Below are 16,380 nucleotides of genomic sequence, written 5' to 3'. Positions count from 1 at the left end.
CGTCTTACCGACGATTTCGATGACCTCGGCGGAGGTGGAGTCCTCCTGTCCGGTCTCTTCAGCACTCATCGTGAGTCACCTCACCGAAGTTCCTCGACCTTCGAGGCGATGTCGTCCACGTCGTCGCTGGCTTCGCCAGCGTCAACGATGGCGGCGGCGGCGCTGCCGACTTCGAGTCCGGCCGCGTGACCGACGTCGTCCTGCGTCTCGACGAAGATGAAGGGGATGCCCTTCTCGTCGGAGAGTTCGGGCAGGTGCATGACGATCTCCTCGGGCGTAACGTCTTCCGCGACGTAGATGAGGTCGGCGTTGCCGCGCTCGACAGCCTTGGTCGTCTCGTTCGTTCCTTTCTTTACGCTTCCTGTGTCCCGTGCGACTTCGAGCGCGTCGAGCGCTCGGTCCTGCAGGTCGGCTGGGACGTCGTAGTTGACGTATACTGGCATAGGTTGTTCACCTCCCTACGCGCTGGCTCAGGCTCCCCTGCCGGATGAGTCCTGTACGGCTAGGAGCATCATCAACCCCGCGTAGGTTGTACACTCCAGTAGAGTGTGCCCCCATAAAAACGCTTTCAAATCCACGACGGAGTGGTACGGTGGCGCACACGCTCCTATCCCCCGATTTCGGCCGATTATTCACGACACTCGGAATCGGCGTCCCACTCGTCGCGGAAGTCCGTAAAACAGCGTGTCGTGGTACGCTCCCCGCGAGAAGATGTGCTCTCGACGTCGGCCTTCGCGCTCGACCGCGAGCGACATTCGAAGCGGAAAACTGGACCGGGTATACCGATTCCGAGGGGGACGGATGACAAAACATTTTCAGTTCATCCGCGAACGGGACAAAATCCCGTCAAAAACGTTTCCGACGAATCCGAACACCCGTTTTGTGGCTCCAACACGTACACGCGTTCATGAGTGGGGGGACAGCAATGCGTACAGAGACGGCGAGCGAGGAACAGGACCATCACCTTCCGGCACCCGAGGACTGGCCGAAGGGGTTCGGCGAGGCGTCGTGGTGGCCCTTCGTCTCCGCGGTGGGCGTCGTCGGACTGTACGTCGGTGCGGGACTCTACGTGTTGAGCCACGGCGGAAACTCCTACGTGCCACAAATCGCCAGCCCAGCCGTCTTCGTCCTCGGGACGGTCGTGTTCCTCGTCGGGTTGTACGGCTGGTTGTACCACGGCTTCGTGGACCACTACTGGTACCGTGAGGGCGGCGGGCAGACGAAGCTCCGGTGGGCAATGACGCTCTTTTTGGGGACCGAAGTGGCGACCTTCGGGGCGGGGTTCGTCTACTACTTCTTCATCCGCGTCGGAACGTGGCCGCCGACCGGCCAGACCATCCCCGACGTGATGAGTTCCCTCGTCCTCATCAACACGCTCATCCTCATCGCAAGCAGTTTCACGCTCCACTACTCGCACATGTCGCTCCTGCGCGGGAAACGGAACCGGTTCATCACCTTCCTCGCGCTGACGATTCTGTTGGCGTTCGTCTTCCTCGGCGGCCAGATTTACGAGTACAACCTGTTCATCGCACACGAAGGGTTCACTCTCACCTCGGGCGTGTTCGGAAGCGCCTTCTTCGGCCTGACCGGGTTGCACGGTCTCCACGTCTCGCTCGGCATCGTCCTCATGTGCATCCTGTTCGTCAGGGCGGCGTACGGACAGTTCTCGTCGGAGCGGGACACCTCCGTCACCACCGTCACGATGTACTGGCACTTCGTGGACGCGGTGTGGATATTCCTCGTCGTCTCGCTCTACGCTGGTGCGACGCTTTCCGGCTGACCACCACACTATGACACCCATTGACAATGGCCAAAAGGCATATACTGAAGGCACCTGTTCGCTTATTTGGCGAGGTCCCCGCGCTAAATGCGAGCGGGTTGACGCCATCACGTAACCCCACCTCGCCCGACTCCTGACTGTTCTACACCGAAAAGAAACATCCTTGCGGCGGACCGACCAACCAAGGGTGTGAACGTCTCGTCTCTGGCGACATCGCTCCGTGAAGAAGCTCGACGGACGAACGAGCGTCGCCTCCTCGTCCTCGCGGGAAACCGCGACGAGGGGTACGAACTCGCTCGGAACGTCCTCTCCGCCGCGGGAATCCCCGAGAAAGCGACCGCGCAAGTCGGCCCGCAACGCATCGTGGACTGTGAGCGGGTGAGCCAGCGCCAGGCGGGGGAACTTCTCGGGACGACCCACCAAGGGGTCGTCTTCGACGCCCACGACGAACTCCGCCCGAACGCGCTGGGCCGGGTCGTCGGCGCGGTGGACGGCGGCGGTCTGTTCGTCCTCCTCACGCCGCCGCTCGACGCGTGGCCGACCCGCCGTGACGACTTCGACGCGACCCTTGCGGTCCCCCCGTTCGGGGTCGAGGACGTGACCGGCAACTTCCGACGGCGGTTCGTCTCCCTCCTCCGCGACCACCGCGGCATCGCCATCGTGAACGCGGATTCGGAGACCGTCGAGGACGACGGCCTGACACACCCCGCACCACGGCTGGCAGACACCGACCACGAAGCGCGCAATCACGAAGGAGCACCGGAAAACGCGGCACTGGACGAGTTTCCGCACGCCGCCGCCGACGCCTGTCTGACCGACGACCAACTGTCGGCGGTCAGCGCGTTCGAGGCGCTCCGCGAACCGAACACCGCGGTCGTCGCCGAGGCCGACAGGGGCCGCGGAAAGTCGAGCGCCGCCGGAATCGCCGCCGCGTGTTTCGCCGCCGACGGCGATGACGTCCTCGTGACGGCGCGAAGCTACCGGAGCGCCCGCGAGGTGTTCGTCCGCGCCGCCGCACTCCTCGATTCGATGGGCGAACTGGCCGACACCGACCACGACCCGCCGACGCGGATTACGGCGAACTCGGGTGGAACGGTTCGGTTCGAGAAACCGACCGAAGCGGTGTCCGCGGACGCCGACGTCGTGTTCGTGGACGAGGCCGCGGCCCTTCCGGTGCGCATGCTGGAGCGGTTTCTTCGCTTTTCGCGCGTCGCGTTCACGACGACGATTCACGGCTACGAGGGTGCCGGGCGGGGCTTCTCGGTGCGGTTCCGCGACCGACTCGACGAGGGCGACCACGACGTGACCGACGTGACGCTGGCCGAACCCATCCGATACGCGCCGGGCGACCCAATCGAGGTCTGGGCGTTTCGCGCGCTCGCGCTCGACGCCCGGCCCGCGGTGGACCCGCTCGTGACCGACGCGACGCCCGACGGAACCGAGTACCGGGCGCTCGACGCGGACGACCTGCTCGCCGACGAGAACCTTCTCCGCGAGACGTTCGGCCTCCTCGTGTTGGCGCACTACCGAACCGAACCGGCGGATCTCGCCCGACTGCTCGACGCCCCGAACGTCGCGGTGCGGGCGCTCCGCTGGAACGGCCACGTCGTCAGCGTCGCCCTCCTGGCGCGGGAGGGAGACCTCCCCGCCGACGTGCGCGAACACATGTACGACGGCGGGCGCGTGAAGGGCAACATGCTCCCCGACGTGCTGACCACACAACTCCGGGATTTCGACGCCGGAATCCCGGTCGGGATGCGAATCATGCGCATCGCCACCCACCACGCCGTTCGTTCGTCGGGGCTGGGGTCGCGCCTGCTCGCCGAGATTCGCCGGGAGTGTTCCGACCTCGACTGGCTCGGGACGGGGTTCGGCGCGACGCCCGAACTGCTCCGATTCTGGCGGGAGAACGGCTACCGGACGGTGCAACTCTCCACGACGCGCAACGACGCCAGCGGCGAGTACTCCGCGCTCATGTTCGACCCGATTTCGCCGTCCGGAAACGACCTGTACGAGCGCCACGCCCGACGGTTCGCGGCGCGAATCGCCTCGGTGCTCTCGGACGCGCTCGCGGACATGGACTCCGACGTAGTACGGGAATCCCTTCGGGCGACGGACGCGGACGTGGAGACGTCGCTCACCGACTGGGAGTGGCGACTGGTCGCCGCCAGCGCCTACGGGCCGGGACAGTTCGACCACGGCCCCTCCCCGTTCCGACGGTTGGTTGTCAAACAACTCGTCGACCCCACGGACCCGGACGCGCTGTCCCAACGACAGGAACGCCTGCTGGTTCGAAAAGTCCTCCAAGCTCACCGCTGGCCCGCGGTCGCCGACGAACTCGGTTTTCACTCCGCTGGCGAAGCGATGCGCGCGTTGGGTGCGGCGTTTCAACCGCTCGTGGACGCGTACGGAACCGACGCCGCGATGGAGGAGAAACGGCGCTACTCGGATTAATCCTGCCGGTCGTCGAGGATTTCGTCCGGCCCGGTCGTGAGGATGTGACGGCTCACCGTCCGGTGCGCCCGTCGCAGTCGTTTCGATAACGCCTGCTGGCTGATGTCGAGCTGTTCGGCGAGTTCGCTCAGGTTCGTCTTCCTCGGCACCTCGAAGTAGCCCGCGTCGAGTGCGGCATTCAACGCCACGCGCTGTTTCGCCGTGAGGAGAAACTGCCCGTCGACGGTCGGCGTCTCGGGCGTGTGCAACCGCTTCAGTTCGACCGTCACGTCGTGATGCGTCAGGTCGGCTTGAAGCTTCGAGATGTGGTCGCGGTGTTCGAATCGCATCTGAAAATCCCACCCCTCCTTCGCGGCGGTTCCGGTGAGGATGACGGGGTCGCTTTCCAGTACGTCCTCGACGGTCGTTTTCGTCTCGTCGGACCACTCGACGCGATAGAGCGACCCGTACGGGATTTCAGTGAGTTTCGTCACCACAACCGTCGTCGGGTCGGCACGAAGTTCCTCCTTGACTGCCGCCGCCGTCCCGCCACACACCCAGATGTAGGGAAGAATACGGTCCGCGGGATGTGCGACCATGCGCTCGATTTCGACGGCCATGTTCGGAATCGCGTCGAAGGCGTCGGAGAGCGCGAACTGCTCGGTGGGTATCGTAAATTCGGCGATGACGCTCATTTCCTCACTGGCCTCCATTTTCCGTAACGAACACGCTCATCGAGAGGTCGCCTCGATGAGAATGCGGCCGTTACTAAGAACGACTACTTCGCACTCACAATAGGTAAATGTAACCCGTCCCGTGTTTCTCGCGCGTCCACTCCAACTGTCCGCGAACAACTCGTCGAGCGCGTCGGTATCGACCGTCTCGTAGAGCGGTGGCATGTCGTTCGTTCGAGCGTTCGTCACCGCTGCCGTCGCGGTGATGATTCCCTCGGTAATAGTCTCGTCGGGGGCGATGTCGTACGTAAAATCGGCACCCTCCTCCAGTTCGGCAACATCCATAGCGAAATGAGTTTCGCAGCCGCCCTCAAATGCGGGGTTATTCTTGAAACCCTTTTATAAAACTCGTTTCGATATGTCCAAAAAGACCATCGCTACGACCATGTGGTTTCAACGCGTAGCGATTCCCGATGGAATGTGCCGAAAACGACTGTGAAAACGAGGGGGCAGTTCGACTGCACATCCCGTGGGCCGAAAACCGCGTCGTCTGCACGAGTCACGCGAGGGTGCTGGCGCGACAGGATGGCGTGGTCGCCGAACCGCTAGAGGGTGTGGACTGGGAATAGGAAAAACGACGTTCGTGTGACCATATTCGAAAGATAGCCGTCGTCTATGATCGCTCGACAAAGAGTCCATGAACACTGTTTGAATTACGGCCAGTCGTCCGGCAACGCGTCCTCGTGTTCGCCCATTAGTTCGAGGAGGGGCAGAATTTCCTCGAATCGGGGGCCGCGCGTGATGATGTCCGTCTCGCGGTCCCAATCGATGACCCCGGTGGCGTCGAGTTTCGGGAGATGGACGTGATAGAGTTCCTGCTTGAACAGGTCAAGGTCATCGCCGTCGTCGGCAACGGTTTTCGACGCGACCTCATCGCGTTCACGTGGGTTCGCTTCTGAGAGTACTACGAGGAGGCGTCGCCTGTGTTGGTGACCGAGTACATCCAGCATCTCGCTGAGCGAAATATCCCGTTTTGGAGAGTCTAACATTAATCCTGGCTCCGTGTTGCAGAACGCGACACGTCATGATGCATTCCGCGGAGACGATGCGAAGAGAAGTGGGTGATCTTCACGGCAATTCCCTTTTTCAAGCGACTCCAGATGGAGTTGATTCCATCTGGAGTCGAATACAGGGTGCGTGTAATATTTTGTGATTATACGGACATTCCGGGCACGTATATGCCTGCCGACGAAGATGAATTTTTGCAACAAAACGGTGGGACTACCTATTCGTGGGCAAAGTAGGTCACCGTCTCGGCGTCTTCCTCGCTGTCTCGCGCCACGCTATCCACTCGCGCGAACCCGACGCGCTCGAACTGCACGATGTCGTCCACGTCCATTTCGGCGAAGTCCGGTTCCGCGACGCCTTCCACGTCGCCGTCCATGGTTCGCATGCGGACCGGGACGGTTCCCTCGGCGGGCACCCAGTGGATTACGTCCACGCCTTCGTCGCGGACGGCGCTGATGTCGTCGCCCGTGTACTGGAGTGCATCGCGGGTGTGCTCGAAGCACCCGAGTCCCTTCAACCACACGCGCTCGCCGTGGTCCGGGATGTCGTCGGCTTCGATGCGCACGGCCTCGCCTGCCGGGATGTGGCGCGTGCCTCTATCCTCGTGGTCGGGATGGACGGGCGGTTCCGCCGCCTCGGGGTAGTCGCCGATGAGCGGGTATTCGACTCCCCCACGGACGAAGAAGAAGCGCGGCGATTCGTCGTCCACCAACTCGCGGTTGTTGGCGTAGATGGTGCTCATGGCCAAATCGACGTTGCTCGTGGACGTTCCGAGGCCGACCATCGCCTCGCGGATGGCTTCGCCGCGGATGCCGCGGCGACGGACGCTCTGGAGGGTGGGTGCACGCGGGTCGTCCCAGCCGTCGAGTTCGCCCTTCTCGATGAGTTCCTTGATGGTCGAAGTGGACATCTTCACGTCGTACTCGTCCACCTGCACGTGGCCCCAGTGGATGGTCTCGGGATACTCCCAGTCGAAGTAGTCGTAGACGAACTGCTGGCGCTTCGCGGAGTCCTGCAGGTCGATGCCGCGGATGATGTGGGTCATGCCCGTCAGGTGGTCGTCCACGCCGGACTGGAAGTCGAGCATGGGCCAACAGCGGTAGTCGGCCGCTTCAGGACGCGGATGGGGCGTGTCGATGATGCGGAACGCCACCCAGTCGCGCAGAGCGGGATTCTTGTGCTCGATGTCCGTCTTCACGCGGAGCACCATCTCGCCGGACGAATACTCCCCTTCGATCATGTCCTCGAACTCGGCCAACGTCGTCTCTACGTCCTTGTCGCGGTGCGGGCACGCCTTTGCGTCGTTTTTGAGGTTCGAGAACTCCTCGCCGGAACAGGAGCAGGTGTACGCGCCGCCCTTCTCGATGAGGTCGCGGGCGTGGTCGTAGTAGATTTCGAGGCGGTCGCTGGCTTTGATAACCTCGTCCGGTTCGAAGCCGAGGTAGTCGATGTCCTCCAAAATCGCGTCGTAGGCGTCCATGTCCGGGCGTTTCGTTTCCGGGTCGGTGTCGTCGAAGCGGACCAGCATCTCGCCGTCGTAGAGGTCCTTGTACGTACCGATGACCGCGGGCATTCGCCCGTGTCCGATGTGCCACGGGCCGTTGGGGTTCGGCGCACAGCGCATCCGAATCTCGTCGTACTCCTCGGCGTTGGGCAGGTCGGGGAGCACCTGGTCGTCTTCCTCGTCCTCCGCGTCGAGTTCTTCGACGAGTTCGGCGTCGAGTTCTTCGAGGCGAGCGCGTCGTCCCTCGGCGTCCAACTGGTTCACCTGCGCGACGACCTTTCCGGCGATACCCGGCACTTCGCCGCCGTGTTCGCGGAAGTCGGGATTCTCTCCCATCAGCGACCCCATGATGGCACCGACGTCCGCGTCACTGTCGTGTTTCAACGCGTTGAACAGCGCGTGTTTCTCCGCCTCCGTCTCGATTCGCGTCCGCAACTCGTCGTCCATTATCGAACGATTTGGGGGTCAGGGTGAAAAATCTCGCTTTTCGGTGCAGGACCGTCCCCCCGTGTTTCGGTCCGCACGTAGTACCCTCACGACACGAGAGATAACACAAACCAGAGGTTTGAAAAACGGTATCGACGGTTGGTGACAATCAGAACTAGTTGGAATAATATAATAAACAACTGTTTGGAGAATATTCGATAAATAGTACAAAAATCACCGAGAACAGTCAGGATTTGTTGAATGTTTGTGCGTTCCTACTTCGCGTACCTCCCGATGAATCGCCCCGTGTTCGGAACGAGGTCATAGAGAACGCGAGCCGTTCGTCTTCTGTTTTCGAGCTGGTGATAACTTACGTATCCGACGTTCGTAGCGCGAAATGTGTTGAAACACGAACAACGTGAACTGGGTCAACGATTGGGCGGTTTGAAATACGAACCGGGCGCAGTGGATTTCCGAGCGGTCGAACACCGCTCGTGGAGAAACCAATGACACGAACACTACGAACGCTGTTGACGCTCGCGGTCGTGGCGACGATGATCGCTAGCGTCGGAATCGGCTCCGTCGCAGCGACCAACGACCATCCCGGATGCAACACCCATTCGAAGGACAAGAATCCGAACTGCGGGAATCACGGAGACAAGAAAACGACCGACAACAGTCAGCGAATAACCGACGGCGACGACAGTAACAGCGTCGACGACACGCACGTCGTCATCGCGGGCAACGGCAACGGCCCCGGAGACGATACGGTGTCGGACAACGGTATCGACCAAGACAACACCAACGCGAACGCCGGTGACGACGTGAACGTCGACTCGTAAACGAACTCGTTCGCGGTCTATCGAGAGCAGTTTCCGCGGCCATTTTTCGTCGGGCAAAACGACACCCGAGAGCCAGTCTGACTGACATCTAATGGATTCAAGAAATGGAGGACGGGCTCCGCCGGACGCCTCAGTAACCGCGTTCGATGAGGTAGTCGGCTATCTGTTCGAGCAGATAGCGCGACTCGTTGTCCGGCAGGACGTTCAGGTGGTCCTTGCCGCGTTGGACGAGTTCCTGTGCTTTCTCCGTGGCGTACTCGATGCTTCCGGCCGCTTCGAGACGCTGGACTGCCTCGTCGATTTCCGCTTCCGTCACGTCGCCGACGTCATCGGTTTCGACCAACGAATCCACGTCCACGCCCTGACTGCGGGCGTGAAGCGTGATGATGGTCTGTTTGTTCTCCACGAGGTCGCTACCTCGCTGTTTACCGAGTTTGTCGCTCGGTACGGTCAAATCGAGCACGTCGTCCTGAATCTGGAACGCCCGTCCGACGTCGATACCGTAGCGGTACAGCGCTTCCGTCGTCTCCTCGTCCGCACCGAGGAGGACGGCCGGAACCTTCGCCGCCGCACCGTAGAGGACCGCCGTCTTGTTCTCGATCATTTCGAGATACTCGTCCGGGAGGACGTCGGGACGCTCCTCGAAGGCGACGTCGAGCGCTTGGCCTTCACAGATTTTCGTACAGGTGGATGCGAGTACGTCGAGCGCGGTGACACAGCGGTCGGGCGTGGCGTCCGTCTCCAGCATGATTTCGAACGCCTTGGAATACAGCGTGTCACCGGCCAGAATCGCCGTTTCCGTGTCGTAGGCACGATGAACCGACGGAACGCCACGACGGAGGTCGTCGTCGTCCATGATGTCGTCGTGGATGAGCGTGAAGGATTGGATGACTTCGATGCTCACCGCGGCGGCCATCACGTCCAGTTCGGTTCCGTCGAGCGCCGGGAACTTCCGGTACGCTTCCGACATCGGTTCGACGTCGGCCAGCGCGTCCGCGACGAGCAGGAGGACCGTCGGTCGAAGGCGCTTCCCGCCCGCGTCGAGCAGGTAGCGGGACGCCTCGTAGAGACGCTCCGGTTCGACTATCGGGAGTTCCTCCTCGATGGCCGCGTTGACGAGTTCGCGGCGCTGCTCGACCGTCTGCATGACGAGTTCTTCACGTGATTCCGTACTCGCGTCAGTCATATCACTCCACCAGTTGGATGAGGTTGCCGTTACGTGTTACGTGAAGGTCCTTGCCGAGTCGGTAGCCTTGCGATTCACAGAGGTCGACGTACGGCGCGAAGCCTTTCATGTCCTGGTGGGCAGGAATGACGTTCTGGGGTTGCAGTGCGTCGAGCATCTGGTAGTGACCTTCCTCGCGGAGGTGGCCCGAAACGTGCACGTCGTCGTAAATCCGTGCGCCCTGCATCTTCAGGAGTCGCTCGGACTGGTAGCGCTGGCCTTCGTTCGTCGGTTCCGGGATGACGCGGGCCGAGAAGACGACCTTGTCACCGCTGTCCAACTGGTACGGCGTCTCGCCGCGACCCATGCGCGTCAGCATCGCGCGCGGTTCGCCTTGGTGACCGGTCACGATGGGGAGGTAGTTCTCCTTGCCTTCCTTCATGATGCGCTTGAACGTCCGGTCGACGGACTTTCGGTGGCCGAACATGCCGAGTTCCTCGGGGAAGTCGACGAAGTTCAGGCGTTCCGCGGTGCCCGAATACTTCTCCATCGAGCGGCCGAGCAGGACGGGCGTCCGTCCGATGTCCTCGGCGAACTCGACGAGGCTCTTGACGCGGGCGATGTGGCTGGAGAACGTCGTCGCCACGATACCGCCGTCGTAGTCTTCGATGCTGTACAGTACGTCTTTCAGGTGGCGGCGAGCGACCGACTCGCTCGGCGTGCGACCCTTGCGACCCGCGTTCGTACAGTCCTCGATGTAGGCGAGGACGCCGTTGCCCTCGCGCCCGATTTCGCGGAAGCGCTTCATGTCGATGGGGTCGCCGAGGACCGGCGTGTGGTCCATGCGCTTGTCGAGGCCGTAGACGATGGCACCCTCGGGGGTGTGAACCACCGGGTTGATGGCGTCGATGATGGAGTGAGTGACGTTGACGAATTCGAGTTCGACGTCGTCGCTCAGCTGCATCGTCTCGCCGGCTTCCATCTTGATGAGGTCGTTTTCGACCCCGAACTTCTCCTCGCCCTGAATCTGCTGTTTCACCAGTTCGATGGTGAACGGGGACGCGACGATGGGCGCGTTGTACCGGTGGGCCAGTTTGCTGATGGCACCGATGTGGTCCAGGTGACCGTGTGTCGGAACGATGGCCTTCACGTCGCCCTCCAAATCGGACATCACGCGGTCGTCCGGAATTGCGCCCATGTCGATGAGGTCGAGGCTGTGGAGTTTCTCTGTCTCGACGTTATCGTGGAGCAGCACCTTCGACAGGTTCAGCCCCATGTCGAAGATAACCACGTCGTCGCCTGCGCGAACGGCAGTCATCTGCCGCCCAACTTCTTCGTAGCCGCCAATTGTTGCAATTTCGATTTCCATAGTTTGCTTTCCTCAAGCATTGAAACGCCACGCGGCGTGGCGATTGCGTTGCTCACTGAAATACTCGCGGGGCCGCGAGCGTCAGACCCCGGCGTCTTACAGCACGTCGGTCTGGCACTCGCGCGCGGCGGGACCGCACACCCGCGAGTTGCCCAGTCTGCAAGCATCTACGCCCCGGGGTAATAAAAACTGCCGGGATTGTGTTCTCTGGGAGCTAGTCTCAGGAGAGAAATCGATTGGTTCCGAAGATGCTTCTGTTTCAGAAAGTGTATTCTGTCGAGAAAAACTCTCGTGTGTTCGAGTTTTTAAATAGCAGAAAATTGTCTTTATCCTCGCCGCGCTGTACGGTGGGCGTCGCCGCGGTCCTCGTTACGGGAGTCCTGTACGGGAGCGGACGGGTGTCCGTGCGGGCCGCCGAAGTTGGACTCGTAGTTGGTGCGTTGCTCGTCGCCCTCTTCGGAGTTCGGTTGTTCGGCGTGTGACGGCTCCTTTCCCGGGTCGTGTTTCGGGGACAGCACGGTGATTCGGCGGAGAGTGAGTCGATGGTGAGTAGTCGTTCTTCCTGTCGGAGCAACTTGGGAACCCCCCAATTCCAATATGTATCTGATTATTATAATATTATCTCAGATTAAATAATTTAGTTAAGTGTAGAAATAATTATGTGGGTAGAGTTAACAGAAAACATCGGATGAAATTAAAAGCGGTGCTGTTGAGTTTACTAGTCGTACTGTCCACGTCGGCCGTCTGGGTCGGCGGTGCCGTCGCAACGCAACCGAACACGACCGACACGCTTCAACCGACCGTCTTCGAACCGAAGACGACCGTGAACAACTCCACGAACGGCGACGGCCTCCAGAAGGCCGAACCGTCACAGGAGTCGCTCGACAAACCCGTCGATTTCGACTCGGCCCCCTCGCCGTTCACGACGACTGACGAGGGTAGTGCGGCGTCCGGTGGGATGTCCATCCTCGCCCAGGACTCCTCGTCAATCGTCATGGACCCGTCCGACGACGAGACGGACCCGGACGTCATCGGAACGACGAAGCAGTACCTCGGCTCCGACAACGACAGCTACTACTTCAAGAACTTCACGCTGCTGTCCATCGGTGACCACGTCGAGATATGGGTCGCTCGTGACCTCGCGTGGCCCGAGAACGACTCGCGGACCGACCCGACCATCTCGGAGCAACAGGCCGAAGCGCTCCGCACGCAGTTCGAAGAGAACATGTACGAGACCGAATCGGACGTGTTCGGCACCCCCGACGCCCGCAACGGAACGGAGGGTCTGTTGGAGGAACTCGGTGCCGTCCCCGACGACTACTACCACACCGAAAACGGGTCCGGGAAGACCGTCCTGCTGGTGGACAACGTCCGCGACGAGAACTACTACAACGCGTCGTACCCCATCTACACGGCCGGGTTTTACTCGCCGACCATCCAGAAATACACCGACCGTAACGTCGTCACGCTCGACGCCAAAGGCTGGAACGAGGTCAACGAGACGAACGACGAGGTAGGGTACGAGGGAACGCTGGCGCACGAGTACCAACACCTCGTCCACAACGACCTCGACGGCGACGAGACGACGTGGGTGAACGAAGGCATGTCCGACTACGCCGAGGTCGTCACCGGCTACGGCGTCTCGGAGGGGCACGTCCAAGCGTACGAGGAGATGCCCTCGAACTCCCTGACCAACTGGGAGGACCAAGGTTCCATCAACGTCCTCTCGGACTACGGCATCGCGTTCAACTTCCAGATGTACCTGAGCGACAGGTACGGAACCGACTTCATCAGTAACCTCGCACACGAGAAGGCGAACGGCATCGAGGGCGTCGAGAAGACCCTGGACGAAACCGGTGCGAACACGGACTTCTACGGCCTGTATCAGGACTTCTCGACCGCCGCGGTGCTCGATTCGTCCGAGCGCCGCGTTCGGGACGAGTACGACATCGACGGCCTCGATTTGAACCTCAACACGTCGAACGACGTCGGCACCGCGGGTGCGTGGGGGACCAACTACAAGGAGGTCGATACGTCGGATAAAGGTCCGATAACGGACGTGACGCTCTCGGGAACCGACTACATCGGCACCCAGTGGCAGACCGCGACCGACCCGGTCACCGGCGAGGGACAAGTGCTGTACTCCGGGTCCGGAACCCTCCTCGACCGGTTCGCCATCACGAGCGCCGACCTCTCGAACGGCGATTCGACGCTGTCGTTCGAGACGTACTACGACATCGAGGAGAACTGGGATTACGGCTTCGTGCAGGTCTCGACCGACGGCGGCGAGACGTGGGAGAGCCTCGAATCGAACCGCACCGACGACTCGCCGAACCCGGACGCGCATCCGACCATCAAGGAGAACGCGCCGGGATACACCGGCACCACCGGCGGCGAGTGGGTCGAACAGTCGTTCGACCTCTCCGAGTACGAAGGCGAGGGCGAGGTTCTCATCGCGTTCCGCTACGCGACGGACTGGGCGACCACCCAACCCGGAATGTACGTCCGTAACGTCCAGGTCGGTGGCGAGAGCGTCCCGACCGACGCGACGGATTCGTTCATGAGCCTCCGCGAAGCGACCGGCGATAAAATCGGGTACCAGTTCACCTTCATCGGCATCAAGGAGAACGGCAAAGCGAAGGTCAAACAGCTCGATATGCGGACCTTCTCGGACGACGAGGAGCAGGAACTCCACCACTTCCTCCGCAACGGCAACTTCGAGAAAGTCATCGCCTCATCGACGTGGGCGGCCCACCCCGGCGAAGGGGGCCGCGTCCCGGTCAGTGTCGAGTTCGAATACGCCCGTGACGGCCACGGCGGCCATGGTCATCACGACGGTCACGGACACCACGGCGGACATCACGACGGTCACGGACACCACGGTGATGACGACCACGATGGTCACGGTGGGCATCACGGCGGGCACGGACACCGCGGCGGCCACCACGCCTACAACTGGTAGAACCACACACGTTTCTCACCACTTTTTTCGGATAGATAGGACGGAGACCGCGAAAAATCGAACCGCTGGTTGGCTTCGAAACGGAACGTCCGTCGTCAATCGTCGGCGGAGACGGGCGCGCTCCGAACGTCGATTTCACCCGAATCCAACTCGGCTTCCACTTCGCGCGCCGCCTGCACCATGTTCGCCATCTTGCCGTAGGCCACCTCGCGCGGGAGGAGTTTCAGGCCGCAGTCGGGGCTGACGGTGAGCTGTTCGGGGGGAACGATTTCGAGTCCCTTCTTGATGTTCTCCTTGATTTCCTCGACGCTCTCGACTTCGGCGGTGTGGGCGTCGGTGACACCGAGCGCGAGGTTCGCGGTGAACTCGGGGTCGCGGAACACGTCGAGTTGCTCGTAGTCGCCGTTGGCGAGTTCGAGGTCGAACTCGTCCACCGGGTAGTCCAGCATCTCGGGGTAGATACGCGAGTAGTCGCCGTAGCAGACGTGCAGGCCGAGATAGACGTCCTCCGGAACGGCGTCGGACTCGTCCGACTGGCCTCCGTTCGCTCCGCTCACGGAGATTCCGTCCGCGATGCGCTCCAGACACTCGCCGACGATGGCGTGGTCGTCCGGCGTCGTCGCCAGCGCCGGTTCGTCGATTTGGATGTAGCGCGCACCCGACTCGACCAGTTTCTTTATCTCCTCGTTCACCAAGTCGGCGAGGTCGTAGGCCAGCGACTCCTCGTCGTCGTAGGCCTCGTTGAAACTCCAACTCGCCAGCGTGTACGGGCCGGTGATGGGGACTTTGACGGGACGGTCCGCCACCTCGCTGGTGAACTCGTACTCGTCCACGAGCCACGTCTCGTCGTACTCGACGTCCGTGACGACGCTCGGCTTGTCGAAGTAGTTGTGACCCCACACCTTCACCGGGCCGTTGAACTCGTAGCCCGAGATGCGGTGGGCGAAGTACTCGACCATCTCGTTGCGCCGCATCTCGCCGTCCACCACGACGTCCAGTCCGGCGCGCTCGTGCTCCTTCGTGATGAGACGCGAGGCGTCGTTCTGTGCCTCCTCCCACGCGTCCTCGTCGAAGTCGGCGTCCGGGTCCTCGTAGAGTTCGCGCGAGCGGTCCACCCACTTCGGCTTGGGGTAGCTTCCGACGATGGTCGTCAGGATGAAGTGGTCGTTGTCGTGGTCCTCCGGACGGAACTGGTTTCGAGCATCGTCTGGCGACTCGCGGGTCGTTCCTCCCCGCTCGTTTTTCGAGTCGCGTGGCGACTCGCCACTCATATTTCCACCTCCTCCAACCGCGCGGCTTCGCCGAGCACGGCCGCCTTCTCCTCGAACTTGCTGTACGGCAGGTAGAACGGTTCCGTGTTCGTCGTGAGATACTCCGTCTCGAACTCGTTGACCGGCGTGTTCTCCTCGAACCAGTCAACACGTTCGGCGACGGTTTCCGCCGATTCGACCAGCGTGTTCTGTCCATCGACCAGACCGAGGGATACGGAGTCCGTCGTCCCGAACTCGTTGATGTTGGAGAGACACCCCTCGTGGTCGGTCACGAGGTCGTAGCCGAGGGCGTCGATGTCGGCGTCGAGCACGTGCGCGTGAACCTTCTCGGTGAGCGAGCCAAAGTAAGGCTGTACCACCACGTCGGCGTCCGTCGCGTTCGCAACAGCGTCGATGGCTTCGCTCGCCCGGGCGTCCTCGCCGTATGTGTGTGGAATCGCTCGGCGAAGGAGGCGGTCACGCAGTGCCTCTTCGGGTTCCCATCGTCTCCGTGCTCTGCCCTTTACTTGGCTTCGTAACGACACCTGTCCCTCTGAGACGTCCCGTATTTCGGAGAGCGTATCTTCGAGTTCGTCAAGGCGCTCGCTTGCTGTGTCTAAAACCGTATCGAGTGGAACCCAGTCGTTCGAACTTTGATTCGAGACGACTCCGTCGTACAGGAGTTGATCAAGGACGGTCTCGACCTCAGGATCCTCGAAATCCCGACTGAGCTCGTTCATGTCTCTGTGCGAATCGGCGAAGGACAGCATCTTGGCGGACTCGAAGCCTTCCTCTGCGGCGACGCCCCGTAGAAGATACTGCGATGTGGTTACAGCGAGGTTGTTCGGACTCCGAATCAGCTCCGAGTAGCGTTGTCCTCGTCCACTAATGCTGTATGATGTCCCAG

At 61.5% G+C, this 16,380-nt stretch carries 16 protein-coding genes and 1 pseudogene; 6 read left to right on the top strand and 11 right to left on the bottom strand.

The window, feature by feature from the left end:
• Nucleotides 1-80: 80 nt before the first annotated feature.
• Nucleotides 81-443: a 50S ribosomal protein L7Ae gene (gene rpl7ae / locus BG842_RS11655; RefSeq protein ID WP_007978746.1), complete on the bottom strand. Its 363-nt coding sequence runs from the start codon at nucleotides 441-443 to the stop codon at nucleotides 81-83.
• A gap of 189 nt (nucleotides 444-632) precedes the next feature.
• Nucleotides 633-755: a hypothetical protein gene (locus tag BG842_RS32520; protein WP_256388526.1), complete on the bottom strand. Its 123-nt coding sequence runs from the start codon at nucleotides 753-755 to the stop codon at nucleotides 633-635.
• Nucleotides 756-925: 170 nt separating this feature from the next.
• On the opposite strand from BG842_RS32520, the gene BG842_RS11650 reads away from it, so the two are divergent.
• Nucleotides 926-1,780, top strand: coding sequence for a heme-copper oxidase subunit III (locus tag BG842_RS11650; RefSeq protein ID WP_069450859.1), 855 nt, complete (start codon nucleotides 926-928; stop codon nucleotides 1,778-1,780).
• A gap of 189 nt (nucleotides 1,781-1,969) precedes the next feature.
• Nucleotides 1,970-4,234: a tRNA(Met) cytidine acetyltransferase TmcA gene (tmcA, locus tag BG842_RS11645; RefSeq protein WP_069450858.1), complete on the top strand. Its 2,265-nt coding sequence runs from the start codon at nucleotides 1,970-1,972 to the stop codon at nucleotides 4,232-4,234.
• Here the strand turns inward: tmcA and BG842_RS11640 are convergent.
• Both BG842_RS11640 and BG842_RS11635 read right to left on the bottom strand, forming a co-directional pair.
• Entirely contained in the window at nucleotides 4,231-4,908 is a 678-nt protein-coding gene (locus BG842_RS11640; protein WP_254663106.1) for a helix-turn-helix domain-containing protein, read from the bottom strand. The two genes, tmcA and BG842_RS11640, sit on opposite strands and share 4 nt — an antisense overlap.
• 36 nt (nucleotides 4,909-4,944) lie before the next feature.
• Nucleotides 4,945-5,232 carry a HalOD1 output domain-containing protein gene (locus BG842_RS11635; RefSeq protein ID WP_069450856.1) on the bottom strand — a complete coding sequence of 96 codons (288 nt, stop codon included), beginning with the start codon at nucleotides 5,230-5,232 and terminating at the stop codon, nucleotides 4,945-4,947.
• Nucleotides 5,233-5,360: 128 nt separating this feature from the next.
• On the opposite strand from BG842_RS11635, the gene BG842_RS29800 reads away from it, so the two are divergent.
• Nucleotides 5,361-5,516, top strand: coding sequence for a hypothetical protein (locus BG842_RS29800; protein WP_175424134.1), 156 nt, complete (start codon nucleotides 5,361-5,363; stop codon nucleotides 5,514-5,516).
• Between the two features lie 84 nt (nucleotides 5,517-5,600).
• On the opposite strand, the gene BG842_RS11630 is transcribed toward BG842_RS29800, so the two are convergent.
• Nucleotides 5,601-5,936 carry a hypothetical protein gene (locus BG842_RS11630; protein ID WP_069450855.1) on the bottom strand — a complete coding sequence of 112 codons (336 nt, stop codon included), beginning with the start codon at nucleotides 5,934-5,936 and terminating at the stop codon, nucleotides 5,601-5,603.
• Nucleotides 5,937-6,172: 236 nt separating this feature from the next.
• Entirely contained in the window at nucleotides 6,173-7,906 is a 1,734-nt protein-coding gene (locus tag BG842_RS11625) for a glutamate--tRNA ligase (protein ID WP_069450854.1), read from the bottom strand.
• A gap of 485 nt (nucleotides 7,907-8,391) precedes the next feature.
• On the opposite strand from BG842_RS11625, the gene BG842_RS11620 reads away from it, so the two are divergent.
• Nucleotides 8,392-8,727, top strand: a complete 336-nt coding sequence (locus BG842_RS11620) for a hypothetical protein (RefSeq protein WP_069450853.1) — start codon at nucleotides 8,392-8,394, stop codon at nucleotides 8,725-8,727.
• Between the two features lie 130 nt (nucleotides 8,728-8,857).
• Here BG842_RS11620 and idsA3 read toward each other — a convergent pair whose 3' ends face one another.
• Entirely contained in the window at nucleotides 8,858-9,913 is a 1,056-nt protein-coding gene (idsA3, locus tag BG842_RS11615; RefSeq protein WP_069450852.1) for a geranylfarnesyl diphosphate synthase, read from the bottom strand.
• A gap of 1 nt (nucleotide 9,914) precedes the next feature.
• Nucleotides 9,915-11,261 carry a ribonuclease J gene (locus BG842_RS11610; RefSeq protein WP_069450851.1) on the bottom strand — a complete coding sequence of 449 codons (1,347 nt, stop codon included), beginning with the start codon at nucleotides 11,259-11,261 and terminating at the stop codon, nucleotides 9,915-9,917.
• A 48-nt stretch (nucleotides 11,262-11,309) separates the two neighbouring features.
• Here BG842_RS11610 and BG842_RS32515 point away from each other — a divergent pair, with 48 nt between their 5' ends.
• Nucleotides 11,310-11,444 (top strand): hypothetical protein, encoded by a 135-nt coding sequence (locus tag BG842_RS32515; RefSeq protein WP_256388525.1) that lies wholly within the window; start codon nucleotides 11,310-11,312, stop codon nucleotides 11,442-11,444.
• Nucleotides 11,445-11,587: 143 nt separating this feature from the next.
• Here the strand turns inward: BG842_RS32515 and BG842_RS11605 are convergent, their stop codons facing one another.
• A complete protein-coding gene (locus tag BG842_RS11605) occupies nucleotides 11,588-11,779 on the bottom strand; it encodes a hypothetical protein (protein WP_069450850.1) in 192 nt (63 codons plus the stop codon).
• Nucleotides 11,780-11,949: 170 nt separating this feature from the next.
• Between BG842_RS11605 and BG842_RS11600 the strand changes: the two genes are divergently transcribed.
• Nucleotides 11,950-14,223 (top strand): immune inhibitor A domain-containing protein, encoded by a 2,274-nt coding sequence (locus BG842_RS11600; protein ID WP_254663105.1) that lies wholly within the window; start codon nucleotides 11,950-11,952, stop codon nucleotides 14,221-14,223.
• A 95-nt stretch (nucleotides 14,224-14,318) separates the two neighbouring features.
• On the opposite strand, the gene BG842_RS11595 is transcribed toward BG842_RS11600, so the two are convergent.
• Nucleotides 14,319-15,494 (bottom strand): methionine synthase, encoded by a 1,176-nt coding sequence (locus tag BG842_RS11595; RefSeq protein WP_083252504.1) that lies wholly within the window; start codon nucleotides 15,492-15,494, stop codon nucleotides 14,319-14,321.
• Nucleotides 15,491-16,380, bottom strand: a pseudogene (locus BG842_RS31560) (hypothetical protein); the annotation flags it as partial. The pseudogene BG842_RS31560 and the gene BG842_RS11595, both read right to left, overlap by 4 nt.

This window comes from Haladaptatus sp. W1 (genome assembly GCF_001723155.1).
Taxonomy (GTDB): Archaea; Halobacteriota; Halobacteria; order Halobacteriales; family Haladaptataceae; genus Haladaptatus; species Haladaptatus paucihalophilus.
Note: the sequence above shows the minus strand (reverse complement) of the source record. Positions and strands in the feature narration are given on the sequence as shown.